We start from the raw sequence: 18,701 nt of genomic DNA, 5'->3' as shown, positions 1-18,701 counted from the left end.
CACTTAAACAGTGTATATTTAGTGCTTTAAAATAAAGAATTACTATGAAAAAAATAAATTATTTAAAACTATTAGGGGTTGCCGGTTTGCTTTCATCCAACGCGTTGTTTGCTCAGGAAATTCTTAATAATGTTGCTATTTCTCATAATCACGAAGAAGAGGCTGCTCTTTTGGTTGGGTTTGATGAAGCGGCAATTATTGCTGATTTAAAGGCAAAAGGAATCAAAGAAATTGAGTTTCGATCCATTATTAAACATAAGAAGAAAGACTATATCAATGCAAAAAAAGGAATTCAGCCGAATACAGAGCGTTTCTTTTCCGAACAACGTAAATCATTAGGACCTTGTGATAATGCAGGTTTTGAGGATGGAACATTTCTAAACTGGAGCGGAGCTACCGGTTTTTGCGATATTTTACCAACAACTTGGACGCCAGGTTTTGTTGCAACACGTCATACAATTGTTACTGGTGCGGGATTTGATCCTTTGGCAATCAATACGGTGTCCGGCTTACCGGAAATTCCATTGGTTGCGCCAGGAGGCTTATCCTTCTCCTCTCGTTTAGGGAATGATCAAATTGGGGCTGAGACCGAATATTTGCGCTACCCGATTACTGTTACCGCTTCAAATACTTCATTTACTTACCAATATGCGGTTGTTTTAGAAAATCCAACAGGACATACTGCTGCTGAGCAACCTCGTTTTGATATCACCGTTTTTGATGCATCAGGAGCTCCGGTTTCCGGACCATGCGGTGTATATTCAGTAGAAGGTTTGGCTGCAGCCTCTGATACCTCCTTTCATCCTTTCAATGACTCCTTTGGTGCTTTGCAAGGATATTATAAGAAATGGACAACGGTTAGTATCGATTTAACGCCATACATTGGAACAACCGTTACAATTCAGTTTCAAACAAGCGATTGTACATTAACTGGTCATTTCGGTTATGCATATATTGATGCAAGTTGTTCGCAATTAGCAGCGCAAGTTGCATTTTGCCCAGACGATACCTTGTTATTATTAACAGCGCCTCCGGGATTTAACACTTACCAATGGTATGATGCTTCTTCTGCAATTATTCCTGGTGCGACCAACGATACACTTGCCATTATCAATCCGATTTTAGGACAAGTATACAGCGTTAGTATGTTGTCTGCATCTGGTTGTGGAACTTCATTAACTGTAACGTTGGCTTACTCTGAAATCAATGTGAACACCAATGTGATTCCTGCAAGTTGCCATGATTATACCGATGGATTTGCCTACGTCCAGCCTACTGGAGCGATACCTCCTTTTACATTTGTATGGGTAGATGCCGCAACAGGAGCTACAGTGGGTACGAATAACGATACTTTGGCCGGCATGCCTCCAGGTACTTATTATATTACCGTTTCTTCTCTTGGTGGTTGTTCTACACTTGATACATTGACAATTGCTAACCCACCAGCTCCTGGTGATACACTTGGAATTGGAACTATTTTTTGTCCAGGAGATCCTTCTATCAACTTATACGCCCCTCCAGGATATGTTACTTATGAGTGGTATTTGACTCCGGATGGTACTGGAACGCTTTTAGGTACGGGTGATTCTTTGTTCGTCCTTAGTCCTGTTGCCGGCACTCAATTTACAGTAGTGATGTATCCAGCCGCTGGTTGCCCTACTTATTTAACAACTATTTTAAATTATACTCCACCTCCAGTTTTACCAGATTATATTGTAAAAACAAACGTATTTACACCGGATGGTGATAACAAAAATGAAACCTTTGATTTAAATAAATTTGCTTACGTGAAAGATTTCCACATCGAAATTTATAATCGTTGGGGTAAAAAAGTATTTGAATCAAGCAACTTATCAGATCAATGGGATGGTAAAATTAAAGGGAATGATGCTGATGAAGGAGTTTACTTTTGGTTAGCAAGGTATACTTCCGCTTGTGTTGAGAATGCACAGCCAGTCGAAAACAAAGGATTTGTTCATTTATTAAGAAATAAATAATAGAAACAAAATGATAACAAAAGCAGTCTCGTATTTCGGGACTGTTTTTGTTTTTATACATTTGCAACATGAAAAACAACCTACTCCTTCTTGTTTGCATTTTGTTTGCATATTCATTTACCCCTAAAAAAAATGCCGCTTGTCCTGTAAAATACAATGGCATTTATGCGTGTCAACTCGATAATGAAAACTCCGCAATTATCCGTTTTTATGAAGATGGTACTGTTTTGGCGTCAACTTCTGTAAACGATTATATGGATGTTTTTTCTTGGTTTCACAAAGAAAACAAGGACATGGTGCTGAAAGGTACTTACTCCGTAAAAAAATGTTCTATCAAATTTGAAGTAGCCGGTATGACAGGAGAGCAAAAATACAAAGGAAGTGTTTTGGACAATTCAATAGATATCAAGTTGACAGATGCTGCAACGAAAAAAACGGTGAGTCGCGTGTATACGTTTTATGCGCTTTAAAAGAATACAAAGCGCACACCAATAAAGAATCTCCTTCCCTGCATGGGCGCATAATTGTAAGAAGGGTCAAATGTGTATCCATTCGGGTTGTTTTCATGAATGTATTTATCAAATGGATCAAAGGCTCTTAGAATAGGATCACTTGGTTTGAAATCAAAAATATTTTTTACACCTCCGTAAATTTCAAGCCCTTTTTTGAATTTTTTTGTGATTTGCAGATTTTGAATCGTAAACCATGGTGATTCTTCTGGTCTGTAATCATTGGGTACAACAGGCAAAAACATCGGACTTTTTATATTTCCTGTATAATCAATGCTCCATCCTTTTTTTGCAAATGAATAACTAATACTAAAATTGCATGAAAGCTTTGGGGCATGCAATTGATGTGTTTTTTTATCGTTACCGACCGAATCTCTTTCAATGCTAAAAACATCCATGTATGTGCATCCAAGTATTGCTTTTAAACCACCTGTGTGCATAATATCAACGCTTAAAGCTGCACCTTGCGAAATAGCGTGCCCGTTTAGATTATCAAAAATAATTTTTGTGGCATCCGTATTAAAATCTCCAATTATTTTGTTGGTAAAATAGGTGTAAAACACACTGGCATCAATACTGATAAATGAATTTTCTAATACAATACTTTTCTGAAAATTTAAATTCACATTCCATGATTTTTCAGGTTTTAAATTTGTTTTTATAACCACCTCGCGTGCACCCGAAAGTGCAGCATGATCCTCCGTAAATAAGTTCACCACACGATACCCATTTCCTATGCTCAATCGCAAAATATTATTTTTGTTTGCAGCATATTTAAATGCCAACCGAGGAGAGAAGATGTTCCCATGTTCTGTATTGTAATCGTATCTTAAGCCTGCTAATGTTGTTAGTTTCTTTCGCTTTAATTCTGTTTGCACAAATAGTCCGGGTAGGTAGGTTTGATGTGGCTTATTTTGAGGATAGATGGTGTCCGGCAACATTGTCCCAGGGGTATTATCATCGTAATACGTATATCGGAAAGGAAGCCCGACTAAAACATCTGCTTTTTCACTTATTTTTTTATTCCAATACAATTGGGCAAAAGCAATATTTTGGGATGCTTGATAAGAGGTTGTGCCATAATAGGAGTTTTGATGATGATTGTTAAAGGAATATTGTAAAAAAACATTTTCCTTTTTTATTGGTAATTGATACACCCCAATCAACTCATATCTTGAAGTATAAATGGATTCCCCATAAATACTATCTGTGCCTCTGAATTTATTTTCATATTGCATCTCCCCTCCCCATCGATCCTCATATACAAAACGGGCAGCGATGTTAGCTACTCTGTTTTCTTTTCGTATAAAATTCCATTTATTGAAAATTGAAATTCTATTTTGCAGTGTGATATCCGTAAAGTTATCTCCATTTTTATCCATTGGATTTTGGAAGTTGAAGTAATTGATTCCAAGCAACGAATGCATGTTTTTAAAACTCTTTTTTAGACCAATATCAACATTGTATTCTTGGTCAGTAGTTAAAAAAACATCTGCGCTTATTCGCGGTGCATCTTTCGGATCCTTGGTAATAACATTGATTAAACCTCCAACTGCTTCCGATCCATATAATGTGCTGGCAGGACCTTTCACAACTTCAATCCGATTCACTAAACTATTCGGGATGCCGCTTAAGCCATACACGGTTGAAAGTGCACTAACGATTGGCATTCCATCAATTGTAATCATTGTATAGGGGCCTTCCATCCCATTGATATGAATATCACCGGTATTACAAACATTACAATTTAGTTGAGGCTGAACACCATTTACCATTTGCATGGATTCAAACAAGCTGGGGCTAGGATTTTTTTGAAATAGTTTAGGGGTAAGTACTTCAACTGGGATTGGCGAATCCAATCGCGACATCTCTTTCATGGTTCCGGTTATTACCACTTCATTTAAACTACCTGTCAGTGAAAACAATTCTTGATTAATAATGAGTGCTTCTGTCGAATGAATTTCGATGTTCTTCTTTTCAGTTTTATAACCAGATTGCGTTATAATAAACTCATAAGAGCCAAAAGGGATATTACTGATTTCATAGGCGCCTTGCTTGTTTGTGGTTGCAGTAAAAGGTGTGCCTATGATTCCTACGGAAACAAATTCGAGTAATTTGCCTTCAGAAGACACAATTCCCTTGATGCTTCCGCTTTGAGCGGAGGCATTTGTGAAGAAAAAGAGGGATAAGAAAACGAGGCTTCGCACGAAATTATTTTCGACAAATCTATGAAATAATTTTAGACTAGTCTAAAATTATTTTGAGAATATTGTAAATATTTTATATCTTTGTGATGAAAATAATTAGATTCATATGAATTCTTTTACAGAGGAAAATTATCTAAAAGCAATCTACAAACTAATAGAACAAGTTGATTCAGAGGTTTCGACTAATGCTATTGCTGAAAAAATGAGTACAAAAGCAGCATCTGTAACAGATATGTTAAAGAAGCTTTCAGACAAGAAACTTATAAATTACCAAAAATACCAAGGAGTTACGCTTACTTCCAAAGGCGAAAAAGTAGCATTAAGCGTCATTCGAAAGCATCGATTGTGGGAGATGTTTTTATTGGAAAAACTGGATTTTAAATGGGACGAAGTTCACGATGTAGCCGAACAACTCGAACACATCAACTCAGATAAGCTCATCGAACAAATTGATAAATTTCTGAACTACCCCAAATTTGATCCGCATGGCGATCCTATTCCAGATGCCAACGGAAAAATTCAAGCCCAAAAATCCAAATCAATTGCACACTACATCAAGAATGATGTGATTGTAATGACGGGTGTTGTTGATCATAGCGCAGCTTTCTTACAATATCTTGATAAAACAGGACTTGCATTGGGAGATGAAATAAAAATTAAAGAAGTCGTGTTTTTTGATCGATCACTGCAAATCGTTGTCAATAAAAAATCGACTATTTTCATTAGTAATGATGTAGCAAAAAATATTTTGGCTATAAAAAAATAACATGACCGACAATTCACATAAGTCTTTATCAGAAGTACATTCCAGCGTAGATACCAACAAAACAGGCTTTTGGAAAAAACTATTTTCTTTCTTAGGCCCTGCATACTTGGTGAGTGTCGGCTATATGGATCCCGGAAATTGGGCGACTGATATTGCTGGTGGAAGCCAGTTTGGCTATAAACTTCTTTGGGTGTTGTTGATGAGTAATTTAATGGCGCTGCTTTTGCAAAGCTTAAGTGCGAAATTAGGACTGGTAAGAGGGTTGGATTTAGCTCAAGCATCGCGACAAGCCTATCCGAAAGTAGTAAATTTTTTTAATTGGTTTTTGGCTGAAATTGCAATTGCTGCTTGCGATTTAGCGGAAGTAATCGGGATGGCTATCGGTTTACAATTGCTTTTTGACCTTCCTTTACTTGCAGGTGTAAGTATTAGTGTGGCAGACACCATTTTACTGTTAGTATTGCAACGCTACGGAATGCGTAAGATGGAAGCATTTATTTTGGCTTTAGTCGCAACAATTGGTTTGGCATTTATTGCAGAATTAATATTTGCAAAGCCAGATGGTGTTGAATTACTAAAAGGATTTATTCCATCCATGCCAAACAATACTGCGCTTTATATTGCAATTGGTATTATTGGCGCAACAGTAATGCCGCATAATTTATATTTGCATTCCTCGCTCGTTCAAACCCGAAAAATCGACCGTTCTATCAAAGGAATCAAAGAAGCCATCAAGTTTAATTTTATAGATACGTTTATTGCATTGAACATGGCCTTGTTTGTAAATGCAGCCATCTTAATACTTGCCGCTGCAGCCTTTTTTACAACTGGAAATACGCAGGTATCTGAGATTCAAGATGCGCATAAGTTGCTGGATAATATTTTAGGCAGTACAGCTCCCACCCTTTTCGCGATTGCTTTAATTGCAGCTGGGCAAAGTTCCACATTGACGGGAACATTATCCGGACAAATTGTGATGGAAGGATATTTAAACCTCAGGATACAACCTTGGTTAAGACGTTTAATCACCCGATTGATTGCCATCATTCCTGCATTTTTAGTAATTTATTTTTTGGGCGAAGGTGCTACAGGGGAATTATTGATACTTAGTCAGGTTATTTTAAGTTTACAACTTGGATTTGCTGTTATTCCTTTAATCCATTTAACAAGCAATAAGCGACAAATGGGTGAGTTTGCAAACAAGTTATGGGTGAAAGTTCTGGCTTGGTTAATTGCACTTACAATCGTTACATTAAACGCTAAATTGGTGGTAGAAACACTTTCAGAATGGATTCGTTCTGCATCAAATCCAACAGTTTATTACTTTACAATCGTTCCGATTGTTATCGGAGCCGGAGTATTGTTGCTTTACATCACATTTACACCGATTATTAAAAGTGTAAAACACAAAGCAACTGTTTCACCAGACGGACTTCCTCGTGATTTAGAAATAACCGACTCTAAAAAATATAATCGTATTGCCATTACAGTTGATTTTAGCACGAGTGATAGCAAAGCCATTAGCAGTGCATTTGCACAAGGTGGAAAAAATGCTTCGTATATCCTGATTCATATTGTTGAAACGGCTGGTGCACGAATGATGGGGCACGAAATTGACGATTTGGAAACCGTGTCGGATAAATTGAACTTAGATAAATACAAAACTGATTTAGAAGCAAAAGGGTTTATTGTTGATACGAGACTTGGTTTCGGAAACCCTAAAAAAAGTATTCCTGAGATTGTGAACAACTGCGATTGTGATTTATTGGTAATGGGAGCGCACGGTCATAAAGCGTTTAAAGATATCCTCTTCGGAACAACTTTGGATGAGGTTCGACACAATGTAAAAGTGCCTGTTTTAATTGTGAAGTAATCTTCGATTCCACCTCTTGCACCCTTTCACCTGACATTCTCTTTCAGATTAAAACGAGGAATTTCACTCCTATTTCTGTATATTTGCACTCCTTATGAGTTCAGAGAATACTATCAATATAAAGAATCGTCAAGCGTCCTTCGAGTATGCTTTTATTGATAAATACCTTGCGGGAATACAGCTTACCGGCACAGAAATCAAATCTATTCGAGAAGGAAAAGCCAACATTACAGATGCATTTTGTGTGTTTTTGAAAAATGAATTATTCGTTCGAAATATGAATGTTTCCCCTTATTTTAATGGAACATATAACAATGTGCCGGAAAAACGCGATCGAAAATTGTTGTTAAACCGGCAAGAACTTAACAAACTTCAAGGCAAATTAAAAGATCAAGGATTAACGATTGTCCCATTGCGCTTATTCATTAATGAAAAAGGAATGGCGAAGCTGGAAATTGCGTTGGCAAAAGGTAAAAAACTATTTGATAAACGTGCTGATATCAAGAAAAAAGACATTGAACGGGAAACCAGTAGGAGATTAAAATAACGAAAAGCTATTAAAATAAAACACCGACTCCGCTCCTTTGAATAAAGAGAGCGGAGTCGGTGCTTAAAATTATAAATCTGCTTATTTCTTGGTTTTTTCGGATCCGGCAAATTCAAATTTCTTTTTCTCAACACCCGATTTCATTTGAACAATTGTTCCTTCGATGTCGTAATTGATTAATGTAACCTCCCAGTGGTAATCGTTTTTTTCTTCTGAGTGATCGGCTTCAAATGTTACCATGTGCATCTCCACTTCATCTTCGGTATACGTTGAATCCAACGTAACCCGAATGGCAATCGGAGGCAATGAAAGCTTTTCATACATTAAATCAGCTTCTATTTTACCACCCTTTAAAAACAATAAACTCGGCTGTGCTTTTCCTCTCCCTGTAGGTTTTACTTCATAAAACTGCACATTGAACTTTTTGTTTTCTAAAAATTTATTGGGTTTTGCTTTTTGTGCCATTGCCGGAATGCTGAATAATACGGCAGTTAAAACAGACAAGAATGTTATTTTTAATTTGGATGTGTTTTTCATTTTCAAGATATTAAAGATATTTATTTGGCTCATTTGTATTCGTTAAGGCAATTATTTTGCCAAAAAATTAAATACGTGGTGTAAAACTATACTTTATCTTTGTTTTATAAAAATTTTTCTGATGAATCTAATGAACAGGTTTCTTTATTTCGGTGTTATTATCCCCATATCTTTGCTCCCTTTTCCTCTATTGTATGCCTTATCCAATTTCACGTATCTTGTTCTATATAAGATAATCGGGTACCGAAAGAAGGTCGTTTTGGGTAATATTCAACGGTCTTTTCCTGAAAAAACGGCCAATGAACATCAAGAAATTTGCGATAAATTTTACAGCCATTTCTGTGATTTAATTCTCGAAAGTTTAAAAACATTTACAATTTCAGAAAAGCAAGTATTAAAAAGAGTGATTTGCAAGAATCCGGAATTAATCAACAAATATTACGATCAGAAAAGAAGTGTCATCATAGCCGGAGGGCATTTAGCAAATTGGGAGATTTTTGCAGTTGGTGTGGACGCACTAATTAAACACAAAACGATAGGTATTTACAAACCCTTATCAAACAAATATTTTGATGAAAAAATGCGTAAAACACGCAGTAAATATGGCTTATACATGATTTCTACAAAAATTGTAAAGCAAGTATTTGAACAAGAAAAGAACAACTATACTGCTACAATTTTTGCAATTGACCAATCCCCATCTAACCCTAGAAGTTGTCATTGGATGACGTTTTTAAATCAGGATACGGGTGTATTATTCGGAACGGAAAAATTTGCAAAAGAATATAATCAGCCGGTATTATATGGTCGCATTAATAAAGAAAAACGTGGACATTATAGTTTTGAATTTTTTGAAACCTTTGATCAACCGAAAGACACAAAGGAAGGTGAAATTACAGAATTGGTGACACGCATGTTGGAGAAAGATATTATTGCTGCACCACAATTTTGGCTTTGGAGCCATAAGCGTTGGAAACATAAACGTCCGGAAGGAAAATAAATATTAACTATGAAACAGAAACTATTTTTTGCTTTTAGCATTATCTTAGGATTTACAGCATGCAAAAGCACACAGGAAGCCACAAAAACAGAAACAGTTGCCGTTGTAAAACCGGTATTGGATTGCAGTGCCTCAGCATTGACGTACGCTTCTATCAAGCCAATTATAGAGAAACATTGCAATAGTTGCCACAGCGATGGCGGTGCCGGAGGGTATGATTTTACAGTTTTTGAATATGTGACAAAAGCCGGAGCGAATGGCGAACTATTGGGAACAATTAAACACGAACGAGGGTTTCCTCGAATGCCTGCAAATGAAGCTCAATTAGACCAAGCATCCATTGATTTGATTGAATGCTGGATAAAAAATGGAATGAAACAATAATGAATTCGACTCCTCTCGCAGAACGCATGCGTCCAACTAGTTTGGACAACTACATTGGCCAAAAGCACATTGTGGGTGAAGGAGCTATTCTAAGAAATGCCATTCAGTCGAATTTACTCCCTTCCATCATTTTATGGGGACCTCCAGGTGTTGGAAAAACTACTTTGGCAAATATCATAGCACATCAGCTAAAACGGCCTTTTTATGCATTGAGTGCTATTAATTCAGGGGTAAAAGACATTCGTGAGGTAATTGATAAATCGAAATCGAGTGGTTTGTTTAGTCAAAGCAATCCCATTCTTTTTATCGATGAGATTCATCGTTTTAGTAAATCACAGCAGGATTCATTGTTAGGGGCCGTAGAAAAAGGGACAATTACATTGATTGGTGCAACCACTGAGAATCCTTCTTTTGAAGTCATATCAGCCCTTTTATCTCGTTGTCAGGTTTACATCCTAAAACATTTAGAAAAAGAAGATTTGTTAGCCATGCTCGATTTAGCGATGCAAACAGATGTTGTTTTAAAAACAAAAAAAATTGACATTCAGGAAAGCGAAGCCTTACTTCGATTATCAGGAGGAGATGGCAGGAAATTATTAAATGTTTTTGAGCTTGTTATCAATTCCATCGGTGGCGACAACATTGAAATAACGAATGAGAAAGTAAATAACATTGTTCAGCAGAACATTGCAATCTATGATAAAGCGGGTGAAAACCATTATGATATCATTTCAGCATTTATAAAATCCATCAGAGGCAGTGACCCCAATGCTGCGGTATATTGGTTAGCTCGGATGATTGAAGGTGGAGAAGACCCATTGTTTATTGCCAGACGTTTATTGATTTTGGCTTCTGAAGATATTGGAAATGCGAATCCAACAGCCTTAGTGATTGCTAACAATTGTTTTCAAGCGGTGAATGTGATTGGCTACCCCGAATCGCGAATTATTTTATCACAAACAGTCACTTATTTGGCATCATCTGCAAAAAGCAATGCTGCTTATGCAGCCATTGGTTTGGCTTCAGACCTTGTTAAAAAAACTGGCAACTTGCCTGTTCCGCTTCATCTTCGCAATGCCCCAACAAAATTGATGAAAGATATTGGCTATGGTGAAAACTATGAATATTCCCATGGTTATAAAAATAATTTTTCTGCCCAGGAGTACTTTCCGGCTGAATTAAGTGGAACAAAATTGTATGATCCGGGAAACAATGCGCGCGAAAATGAATTAAAGGAGTATTTGAAAAAGTTGTGGGGCAGTAAATACGGATATTAATCTTCAACGATTGCCGAAGCATCAAATACAAAAAAGTGGGTAATCCCAACCACAATCCCACCAATCCCCTGCTCTATCGTTTGCCAGCAACCATCTAACAGCAAATTCTCCAATTTAGAGCCTGTGCTGAATGAAACGCCTACAACATACGTTATGACAAAGAGTGTAAATCCGAATGCGGCTCCTGTTACCAATCCTTTTAGCAGGGGTTTTCTCTTGAATTTGTTTTCTAACAATTTAATGTCAATTGCTTTTGCAGTTATAAAGCCAATAATAAGATAAACAAACGCTGCGAAAACTAAAAAGATGCTAATTGGATATGAAAGACGAGAAAAATCGGTTAAGAACACCCCATGCCATAAGTAAGAAAGGGCGAACATCACAATAGATGAAGCAATCCAGGAAATAAAAAATCGTTTGGTTAACATACGTTTATCGCAAATACGATAACACAAAGGTATTCTATTATTTAATTACTACAAAAATCTATACTTGTTTTTACCGATGAGGTAAGGCTTTTTACCTTTTTTTGAATAATTTTTAGTAATTTTAGCTGTCAAATCAATCGTAATAACAATAGCCATGAGAAAATACTTTCTTTTTATTTTTCTAAGCACAGCTTTGCTTTTTTCTTCCTGTAGAAAGGAAATGGAAAAAGCATCATGGGATATGGATGTTTTGGCTCCGTTGATTGATGCAAGTATGAGTATCAATAACATCCTGCCGGATTCTATTTTACAAGCCAATCCGGATAGTTCAATGAAAATTGTTTTTAACAATGATTTATACAAAATTGACATCGATACACTTTTTAATATTGGAGATACCACCGTTCACAATGGATATGCATTGCCATTTACTTCTGATTTAAATCCGGGACAAGTCATTCCTTTTCCTTCAACTTCTTCCACTACCTATACACTGCCTGGTATTGAATTGAGAACCATTATTGTAAAATCAGGGTTTGTAACGTTTAAAGTAAAAAGCAAAATTCGTGAAGCCACTAAATTTACCTATACTATGCCTTGTGCAACAGATGCAGATGGAGACCCATTTACATTTGTGGCGAATGTTCCAGCAAAGGTTGGTACAACCCCAGGAGTATATAGTCAAACATTTAATTTAGCCGGCTATAAAATTGATTTAACCGGCCCTGCCGGAACACAAATCAACACCATTTACACATCCCTTTTAGGAGAAATCAGCTCCTCTGCTTCTGATACAGTTCGTGTATATCCTGCGGATAGTTTGATTATTGACAATACGTTTTACGATATGATTCCTTATTATGCCAAAGGATATTTTGGTAACAATACGTATTACGTTGGTCCAAGTTCCAGTAATTTTACCTTGTTTGATAGAATTGTAGATGGGACTTTACAATTAGAAGATGTTGATTTTGATTTTAAAATCGAAAATCCGATTGGGATGGATGCTCGTTTGTATGTGAATAACATTAGTTCTATTAACACTCGAACAGGCTCTACAATTAACCTAACCAACAGCATGATTGGTAGCACCATCAACATCAATCGTGCAGCCGAAAGCGGAGGAATTATTTATCCTACTTATGCAAATTTTCCTTTAAACACAACCAATTCAAACATCAAGCCGATGATTGAAAATCTTCCCAATAAATTTGGGTACTCGATGCAAATCATCACCAATCCGCTTGGAAACATTTCCGGATCGAATGATTTCATTTATTCTGATAGATTGTTGAAAGCTTCATTAAATATGGAAATACCTCTTTCGTTGGTTGCCAACAATCTTACCTTGTCTGACACACTGGATCTGAATATTTCTCCTGCTAATGGCACACAAGGAATTCATGAAGGAAATCTTACATTGTTTGCAAATAATGGATTTCCGTTTGATGCAAAAATCCAAATGTATCTATTGAATGAAAGCAATATTGTCACCGACTCCATCTTTGGTTATGCCAACACCATTGTGGAAGCTCCAATCAATGCTGCGTTAAGAGTAACCGGAAAAAAATTGACAAAAATAACAGTACCTGTTAGTGAAAGTAAAATGAATTTGCTTTACGACACTAAGAAAGTGGTGATGAAAGTAAAATTCAACACAAGTGCTCAGCTCCAATACATCAAAATTTATAGTGAATATGCTATCGATATTAAAGTAGTAGGCGATTTCAATTACACCATTCAACTTCAATAATTATTACGTTTGAAAAAGTTTTATTTTTTAATAGTTGCAGCAATTAGTTTTCAGTTTCAATTGAATGCGCAAATTGCTGCCATCTTTTCTGATGAATTTCCGGATTCAACAAAAACGCGTATTGGCTTAGTAGCTGATTACGGATTGAATGCAACGGCCTTTACGACTCAATTTATTTCGAAATTTTATAATGGTGGATATATTGATGCTGACTTGAAAGATCAGGTATTAAAACGCACAAAAAATATGAATACCATTGGGGCGGATTTAAACTATGGTGTGTATGTTGGTGTAAAATTAGATTCGTTCTTTCACAAAAAGAATGTAAGCTTATTTTTCAGTTTACGTGATAAAGCACATTTTGATGCTCGCTATTCTAAAGATTTTTACAAGGTTGGATTTTATGGGAATGCGCCTTATGCCGGGAAAGTTGCAAATTTTAATGATTTTAATTTAAATTTTTTGCGTTATCAGCAATTGCAAGTCGGTTTGTTTTCTTCCAAATATGATAGTGCCGCTCGATGGGGAATCGCTCTTTCACTCTTAAAAGGAGAACAATACGCGTCTATTTACGCTCAAAAAGCAGAATTATTTACGAGCGAAGATGGCACTTACATCGATTTTGCGACCACAATGCAGGTGGCACAATCAGATACAGCTAAAAAAGGGATTGGTGCATTTAATGGGGTTGGTGCTGTTATTGATATCTACTTTGAAGCACCGTTTAAAACGCGTTTTGGGAATTCAAAATTACGCGTTTCGGTTGCTGATATTGGAGCAATAAAATTTAACGACAAATCACTTTTCTTGAATCAAGATTCTACGTTTCATTATACCGGATTTCATGTTTCAAGTGTATATGATTTGCAAGATTCTACATTCGCAAATACATCTCAGGATAGTATCATCAGTTCTGTTGCACCATTTAAAAATCAATCTTTCTCCGTGACATTGCCTTCGGTATTAAACCTTACGTATGAAACCCGATTCGGTGAACACTTTGAAATGACTGAAGGCATTCGGTATGTGTTTAATGGAAACTATCATTTATTAGCATACGTAAAAGGTAATTTTATAATCAATCCGAAGTGCGCAATTTCTGGCACATTCGGCTATGGCGGTTATGGTAAATTTAATTATGGATTAGGCGTATTTGCTAATCTTGGAAAAGGTTTTATTATTTATGCTGGAAGTACCAATTTAGAAGGATTTGTTACTCCTAAAAAAGCAGCGGGACAATCCGCTTACATTTCACTTGTTAAAAATTTTAGATAAAAGTATGTCGTTGAACAACATTAAAAACATTAAACACTTAGATTCAGGTAATTTCTTTTTAATTGCCGGTCCATGTGCCGTAGAAACAGAAGAAATTTGTTTTGAGATTGCTGAGAAAGTAAAATCTGTAACCGATCAATTAGGAATTCCTTACATATTTAAAGCCTCGTTTAAGAAAGCCAACCGCTCTCGCTTGGATTCCTTCACCGGCATTGGGGATGAAAAAGGATTGGACATTATTGCAAAAGTCGGAAAGCATTTTAACCTGCCTACGCTAACTGATATTCACACAAATGAAGATGCTGCTTTAGCTGCAAAGTATGTTGATGTATTGCAGATTCCTGCATTTTTATGTCGACAAACAGATTTGTTAGTTGCAGCTGCAAAAACAGGCAAACATGTAAACATAAAAAAGGGGCAATTTCTTTCACCGGAGTCCATGAAATTTGCTGTAGATAAAGTGAGGGAGTCAGGAAACACGAATATCATGTTAACAGAGAGAGGAACCTTCTTAGGATATCAAGATTTGGTGGTAGATTTCAGAGGTATACCTGAAATGCAAAAAAATAATGTTCCTGTTGTGATGGACATTACCCACTCCCTTCAACAGCCGAATCAAACGAGTGGCGTAACTGGTGGTCGCCCGGATTTAATCGGCACGATAGCAAAAGCAGCCATTGCCGTAGGTGCTGACGGAATCTTCTTAGAAACTCATCCCAACCCTGCAAAAGCAAAGTCAGATGGTGCAAACATGCTTCACCTCGATCATTTTGAAAAGCTGATGAATGATTTGATTAAGATTAGAAAAGCAATACTCTAAAAAAATGAAAACAAAAAACTTTTTAGTACTACTTCTCGCAATTTTATTATTTGAAAATGTGTCTACTGCTCAAATAAAATTCAGAAAGGTAATTGGAAGTTCGGGCTATGATTATGGTGTATGTGCACAACAGACACTTGACAGCGGCTATATTGTTTTAGGTTCTACGAGTAGCTTTGGCGGAGGAAACACAGACATTTATTTAGTAAAAACAGACTCGTTAGGAATTCCACAAGGACATCAAATGATTGGTGGAATTAATATCGACAGAGGTACCTGTGTAAAACAAACAACGGATAAAGGGTTCATTATTTCAGGTTATACAAATAGCTTTGGTGCTGGGGGGTATGATTTCTACCTTATAAAAGTTGATTCAACGTACAACGTTACCTGGACAAAAACGTATGGTGGAACTAATTGGGATTTTGCAAACTGTGTTGAGCAAACGAATGATGGTGGATATATAGTATGCGGAGAAACATACAGCTATGGAAATGGGGATGAAGATTATTATATTGTAAAAACAAATTCATTGGGAGATACCGTTTGGACAAAAACGTATGGAGGCCTTTATCAAGATGTTGCTAAATCCATTATTCAGACGAGCGATGGGAATTACTTAGTAACTGGAACAAGCAAAAGTTTAGGTGATATTGACGGTGATTTTTTTACCATCAAACTGAATACAAGCGGTGATAGTTTATGGTCAAATCGGTTTGGAGGAGCTTCCGCAGATTTTGGTAATGATGTTATTGAAAGCATGTTTGGTGGGTATCTATTAACAGGTGAAACGAAAAGTTTTGGTGCAGGAAATGCATATGGTGTTTTGGTGAAAATTTCTTCGCTCGGCATTACGGATTCCATGAAAACACTTGGAGGCACCCTTGATGACAGCTTTTATTCAGTAGTGGAAGATGCTGATGGGAAAGTAGCCATGCTTGGCACTTCAAAATCATTTGGTGATAGCGGTGGCAATGGTGATTTGATTTTCTATACACTCAAAAGCGATTGGTCGTATTATGGATTAACAACTTTTGGCGGACTGAAAAAAGATGAAGGGTTCTCGGTTGCTCCTACTTTTGATAACGCTTTTATTATTTGTGGTACAACGAAAAGTTTTAGTACAACTAGCATTGAGGATATTTATCTAATAAAAACAGATACCCTTTGTTTGGCAACCATAGCAGAGAATACGATTTTAACCGAAATTGAGGATGTTGATAATTCACTTAACGGAAAATTGAATGTATTTCCAAATCCCGCAAATCAAACGGCCACTATTGATGTGTCTTTTTTTGAGGATTCATTTACAATCGAAGTCACAAATGTTATGGGTGAAACAATACATCTTGAATGTGTAAAGAAGGGATCTGAAACCACCTATTCTCTCCCATTAGATTTATATTCAAATGGAATTTACCTTTTAAAGGTTTCTGATAAATCAAGGGTTGAAACGCAGAAAATAATAATTGTGCATTAAAACAAATTTTTAAATTTGCAATTAGAAAACTAGAAAATAACTTATAATCACCAGAATTTACTATGGGACGTGTATTTGAAAAGCGTAAGTATAAAATGTTTGCCCGCTATGATAAGATGGCGAAAGGCTTCACTAGAATTGGGAAAGAGATTGCCATTGCAATTAAACTTGGTGGAGGAGATCCAAATGGAAACGCTCGTTTAAGAGTTGCCATTCAAAATGCGAAGGGCTTGAATATGCCAAAGGCGAATATTGATGCTGCAATCAAACGTGCAACATCAAAAGATTCGTCCAACTTGGAAGAGGTTGTATACGAAGGGAAAGGACCTTTTGGAATCGGTATTTTAATTGAATGTGCAACCGACAATCCTACCCGTACTGTTGCAAACGTGCGCATGAACTTCAACCGATATGGCGGAGAGCTCGGTAAAACGGGATCTTTAGATTATCTCTTTGAAAGAAAAGGTGTGTTTCGCATTAAAAACGAAAACGTAAATCTTGAAGAATTAGAGTTTGAATTGATTGATTTTGGTGCCGATGAAATTGAAAGCGATGAAGAGGAAATTGTAATCTATACAGCTTTTACTGATTTCGGCAAAATGCAAAAAGCGTTGGAAGCAAAAAATATTAATATCATCAGCTCAGAACTGGAGCGTATTCCTACTTCTACTGTTGAGTTAACCGATGCTCAAGTGGAAGAAGTGATGATTCTTGTTGGTAAATTGGAGGAGGACGATGATGTGCAGACTGTTTATCATAATATGAAGTAGTCTCACAATAGGTTTGCCGCTAAGGCGCTAAGACGCAAAGGAATGTTTTTTCTTTGCGTTTTTTGTTTTACACTTTTAGCGATTTTAATTTAGCGAAATGCTGTTTAATTAATTTTATTGCTTTGCAATAACAACTTGGCGACTTCGCGCCTTTGTGGCAAACAAACTACTCTTCTAAATGGTACAAAGTCAATCCAGCGATGGGTGTCTCTGTAATTGTATCTATAGAAACTCCTTTTTCTAATGCAACCGCTCTTAAGATATTGCTGTAATAAAAAGCAACCGAGCCGGTGCAACTCAGCTTAACTTCTTTGTATTTGGGATACTTGCAAATGTGTTTGTCGAAAAATGCATTAAAACAGCCCGCTACCAAATCAATAATAAACTGTTCCTTTAAATTTTGGTAGATGAATTTACTGAATGACGCTAAAAAGGTATTCGGCATCGGCTTTTTATAGACAGCATCTAAAATCTCATCCTTCCCGAGCTTAAAGCGCTCATAAAAGCGATTGGATAGTTCTTTCGGCATTTCTTGATTTAAATACGCCTGAATAAACGTTTTGCCGATATGTGCTCCACTTCCTTCATCACCCAAAAGATAACCTAAAGAAGCCCTGTTTTCTATAATATTTTCACCATCATAATAACAGGTATTAGCGCCCGTGCCAAGTATGGCTGCAATACCCGCATTTCTTCCGCATAAAGAGCGAGCTGCACCCAACATATCGGTTTCTACATAAATTTTAGCTTTCGGGAAACAAGCAGATAATGCTGTTTTAACAATTTCCTTTTTATCTATAGCCCCACACCCTGCTCCATAAAAGAAAATTTCCAGTTCTTCTTCAGAAAGTTGCGTTTTCAAATGAGGGATTAATTCATTTTCGAGTGCAACAATAATCTGGTCTGTAGTTTGAAAATAAGGGTTAATGCCTTTGCCGGCAAATTGATGAATTTGTTTTTTACTGTCTATTAACCGCCAATCGGTTTTTGTTGAACCACTATCTGCTATTAGTATCAAATTTTCAAGTATTTAGAGCTTCAAAAGTAACAATTCTTTCGTAAACGACTTCGATACCCA

General features: G+C 36.5%; 17 protein-coding genes. 13 read left to right on the top strand and 4 right to left on the bottom strand.

Annotated elements, in window-relative coordinates; translation table 11 throughout:
- Positions 1–44 precede the first annotated feature (44 nt).
- Entirely contained in the window at positions 45–1,997 is a 1,953-nt protein-coding gene (locus IPP64_07510; GenBank protein MBL0329252.1) for a gliding motility-associated C-terminal domain-containing protein, read from the top strand.
- A gap of 68 nt (positions 1,998–2,065) precedes the next feature.
- Complete coding sequence (locus tag IPP64_07505; GenBank protein MBL0329251.1) at positions 2,066–2,467, top strand: hypothetical protein; 402 nt, start codon at positions 2,066–2,068, stop codon at positions 2,465–2,467.
- Here the strand turns inward: IPP64_07505 and IPP64_07500 are convergent.
- The gene (locus IPP64_07500) at positions 2,464–4,713 is read right to left on the bottom strand and encodes a TonB-dependent receptor (GenBank protein MBL0329250.1); all 2,250 of its coding nucleotides are present in this window, start codon (positions 4,711–4,713) and stop codon (positions 2,464–2,466) included. The genes IPP64_07505 and IPP64_07500 overlap by 4 nt on opposite strands.
- A 106-nt stretch (positions 4,714–4,819) precedes the next feature.
- Between IPP64_07500 and IPP64_07495 the strand changes: the two genes are divergently transcribed.
- The 3 genes from IPP64_07495 to smpB all read left to right on the top strand — a co-directional run bounded on the left by IPP64_07495 (position 4,820) and on the right by smpB (position 7,899).
- Positions 4,820–5,479, top strand: a complete 660-nt coding sequence (locus IPP64_07495; GenBank protein ID MBL0329249.1) for a metal-dependent transcriptional regulator — start codon at positions 4,820–4,822, stop codon at positions 5,477–5,479.
- 1 nt (position 5,480) lies between these two features.
- Entirely contained in the window at positions 5,481–7,352 is a 1,872-nt protein-coding gene (locus IPP64_07490; protein ID MBL0329248.1) for an Nramp family divalent metal transporter, read from the top strand.
- 94 nt (positions 7,353–7,446) lie between these two features.
- Positions 7,447–7,899: an SsrA-binding protein gene (gene smpB / locus IPP64_07485; protein MBL0329247.1), complete on the top strand. Its 453-nt coding sequence runs from the start codon at positions 7,447–7,449 to the stop codon at positions 7,897–7,899.
- A gap of 81 nt (positions 7,900–7,980) precedes the next feature.
- Here the strand turns inward: smpB and IPP64_07480 are convergent, their stop codons facing one another.
- On the bottom strand, positions 7,981–8,436 hold the full coding sequence (locus tag IPP64_07480) for a hypothetical protein (GenBank protein ID MBL0329246.1): 456 nt from the start codon (positions 8,434–8,436) through the stop codon (positions 7,981–7,983).
- Positions 8,437–8,557: 121 nt separating this feature from the next.
- On the opposite strand from IPP64_07480, the gene IPP64_07475 reads away from it, so the two are divergent.
- From IPP64_07475 to IPP64_07465, 3 genes are read left to right on the top strand one after another with little or no spacing between them, the layout of a single operon-like run.
- Positions 8,558–9,436, top strand: a complete 879-nt coding sequence (locus tag IPP64_07475; protein ID MBL0329245.1) for a lysophospholipid acyltransferase family protein — start codon at positions 8,558–8,560, stop codon at positions 9,434–9,436.
- Positions 9,437–9,445: 9 nt separating this feature from the next.
- Complete coding sequence (locus tag IPP64_07470; GenBank protein ID MBL0329244.1) at positions 9,446–9,820, top strand: cytochrome c; 375 nt, start codon at positions 9,446–9,448, stop codon at positions 9,818–9,820.
- On the top strand, positions 9,820–11,097 hold the full coding sequence (locus IPP64_07465; GenBank protein ID MBL0329243.1) for a replication-associated recombination protein A: 1,278 nt from the start codon (positions 9,820–9,822) through the stop codon (positions 11,095–11,097). The genes IPP64_07470 and IPP64_07465 overlap by 1 nt, the downstream gene beginning before the upstream one ends.
- Here the strand turns inward: IPP64_07465 and IPP64_07460 are convergent.
- Positions 11,094–11,525: a hypothetical protein gene (locus IPP64_07460; GenBank protein MBL0329242.1), complete on the bottom strand. Its 432-nt coding sequence runs from the start codon at positions 11,523–11,525 to the stop codon at positions 11,094–11,096. The two genes, IPP64_07465 and IPP64_07460, sit on opposite strands and share 4 nt — an antisense overlap.
- A gap of 220 nt (positions 11,526–11,745) precedes the next feature.
- Here IPP64_07460 and IPP64_07455 point away from each other — a divergent pair, with 220 nt between their 5' ends.
- The 5 genes from IPP64_07455 to IPP64_07435 all read left to right on the top strand — a co-directional run bounded on the left by IPP64_07455 (position 11,746) and on the right by IPP64_07435 (position 17,623).
- Positions 11,746–13,278, top strand: a complete 1,533-nt coding sequence (locus IPP64_07455) for a hypothetical protein (protein MBL0329241.1) — start codon at positions 11,746–11,748, stop codon at positions 13,276–13,278.
- A 9-nt stretch (positions 13,279–13,287) separates the two neighbouring features.
- On the top strand, positions 13,288–14,553 hold the full coding sequence (locus tag IPP64_07450; GenBank protein MBL0329240.1) for a hypothetical protein: 1,266 nt from the start codon (positions 13,288–13,290) through the stop codon (positions 14,551–14,553).
- A 4-nt stretch (positions 14,554–14,557) separates the two neighbouring features.
- On the top strand, positions 14,558–15,373 hold the full coding sequence (gene kdsA, locus IPP64_07445) for a 3-deoxy-8-phosphooctulonate synthase (GenBank protein ID MBL0329239.1): 816 nt from the start codon (positions 14,558–14,560) through the stop codon (positions 15,371–15,373).
- 4 nt (positions 15,374–15,377) lie between these two features.
- Positions 15,378–16,853: a T9SS type A sorting domain-containing protein gene (locus IPP64_07440; GenBank protein ID MBL0329238.1), complete on the top strand. Its 1,476-nt coding sequence runs from the start codon at positions 15,378–15,380 to the stop codon at positions 16,851–16,853.
- 62 nt (positions 16,854–16,915) lie between these two features.
- The gene (locus IPP64_07435) at positions 16,916–17,623 is read left to right on the top strand and encodes a YebC/PmpR family DNA-binding transcriptional regulator (GenBank protein ID MBL0329237.1); all 708 of its coding nucleotides are present in this window, start codon (positions 16,916–16,918) and stop codon (positions 17,621–17,623) included.
- A gap of 166 nt (positions 17,624–17,789) precedes the next feature.
- Here IPP64_07435 and IPP64_07430 read toward each other — a convergent pair whose 3' ends face one another.
- Positions 17,790–18,641, bottom strand: coding sequence for an N-acetylglucosamine kinase (locus IPP64_07430; GenBank protein ID MBL0329236.1), 852 nt, complete (start codon positions 18,639–18,641; stop codon positions 17,790–17,792).
- Between the last annotated feature and the right edge of the window lie 60 nt (positions 18,642–18,701).

The sequence above is a fragment of the Bacteroidota bacterium genome, from assembly GCA_016722565.1.
Taxonomy (GTDB): domain Bacteria; phylum Bacteroidota; class Bacteroidia; order 2-12-FULL-35-15; family 2-12-FULL-35-15; genus 2-12-FULL-35-15.
Note: the sequence above shows the minus strand (reverse complement) of the source record. Positions and strands in the feature narration are given on the sequence as shown.

Coding starts and splice junctions, on each gene's coding strand:
- IPP64_07510 (MBL0329252.1), top strand. CDS start 45: ATGAAAAAAATAAATTATTTAAAACTATTAGGGGTTGCCGGTTTGCTT.
- IPP64_07505 (MBL0329251.1), top strand. CDS start 2,066: ATGAAAAACAACCTACTCCTTCTTGTTTGCATTTTGTTTGCATATTCA.
- IPP64_07495 (MBL0329249.1), top strand. CDS start 4,820: ATGAATTCTTTTACAGAGGAAAATTATCTAAAAGCAATCTACAAACTA.
- IPP64_07490 (MBL0329248.1), top strand. CDS start 5,481: ATGACCGACAATTCACATAAGTCTTTATCAGAAGTACATTCCAGCGTA.
- smpB (MBL0329247.1), top strand. CDS start 7,447: ATGAGTTCAGAGAATACTATCAATATAAAGAATCGTCAAGCGTCCTTC.
- IPP64_07480 (MBL0329246.1), bottom strand. CDS start 8,436: ATGAAAAACACATCCAAATTAAAAATAACATTCTTGTCTGTTTTAACT.
- IPP64_07475 (MBL0329245.1), top strand. CDS start 8,558: ATGAATCTAATGAACAGGTTTCTTTATTTCGGTGTTATTATCCCCATA.
- IPP64_07470 (MBL0329244.1), top strand. CDS start 9,446: ATGAAACAGAAACTATTTTTTGCTTTTAGCATTATCTTAGGATTTACA.
- IPP64_07465 (MBL0329243.1), top strand. CDS start 9,820: ATGAATTCGACTCCTCTCGCAGAACGCATGCGTCCAACTAGTTTGGAC.
- IPP64_07460 (MBL0329242.1), bottom strand. CDS start 11,525: ATGTTAACCAAACGATTTTTTATTTCCTGGATTGCTTCATCTATTGTG.
- IPP64_07455 (MBL0329241.1), top strand. CDS start 11,746: ATGGAAAAAGCATCATGGGATATGGATGTTTTGGCTCCGTTGATTGAT.
- kdsA (MBL0329239.1), top strand. CDS start 14,558: ATGTCGTTGAACAACATTAAAAACATTAAACACTTAGATTCAGGTAAT.
- IPP64_07440 (MBL0329238.1), top strand. CDS start 15,378: ATGAAAACAAAAAACTTTTTAGTACTACTTCTCGCAATTTTATTATTT.
- IPP64_07435 (MBL0329237.1), top strand. CDS start 16,916: ATGGGACGTGTATTTGAAAAGCGTAAGTATAAAATGTTTGCCCGCTAT.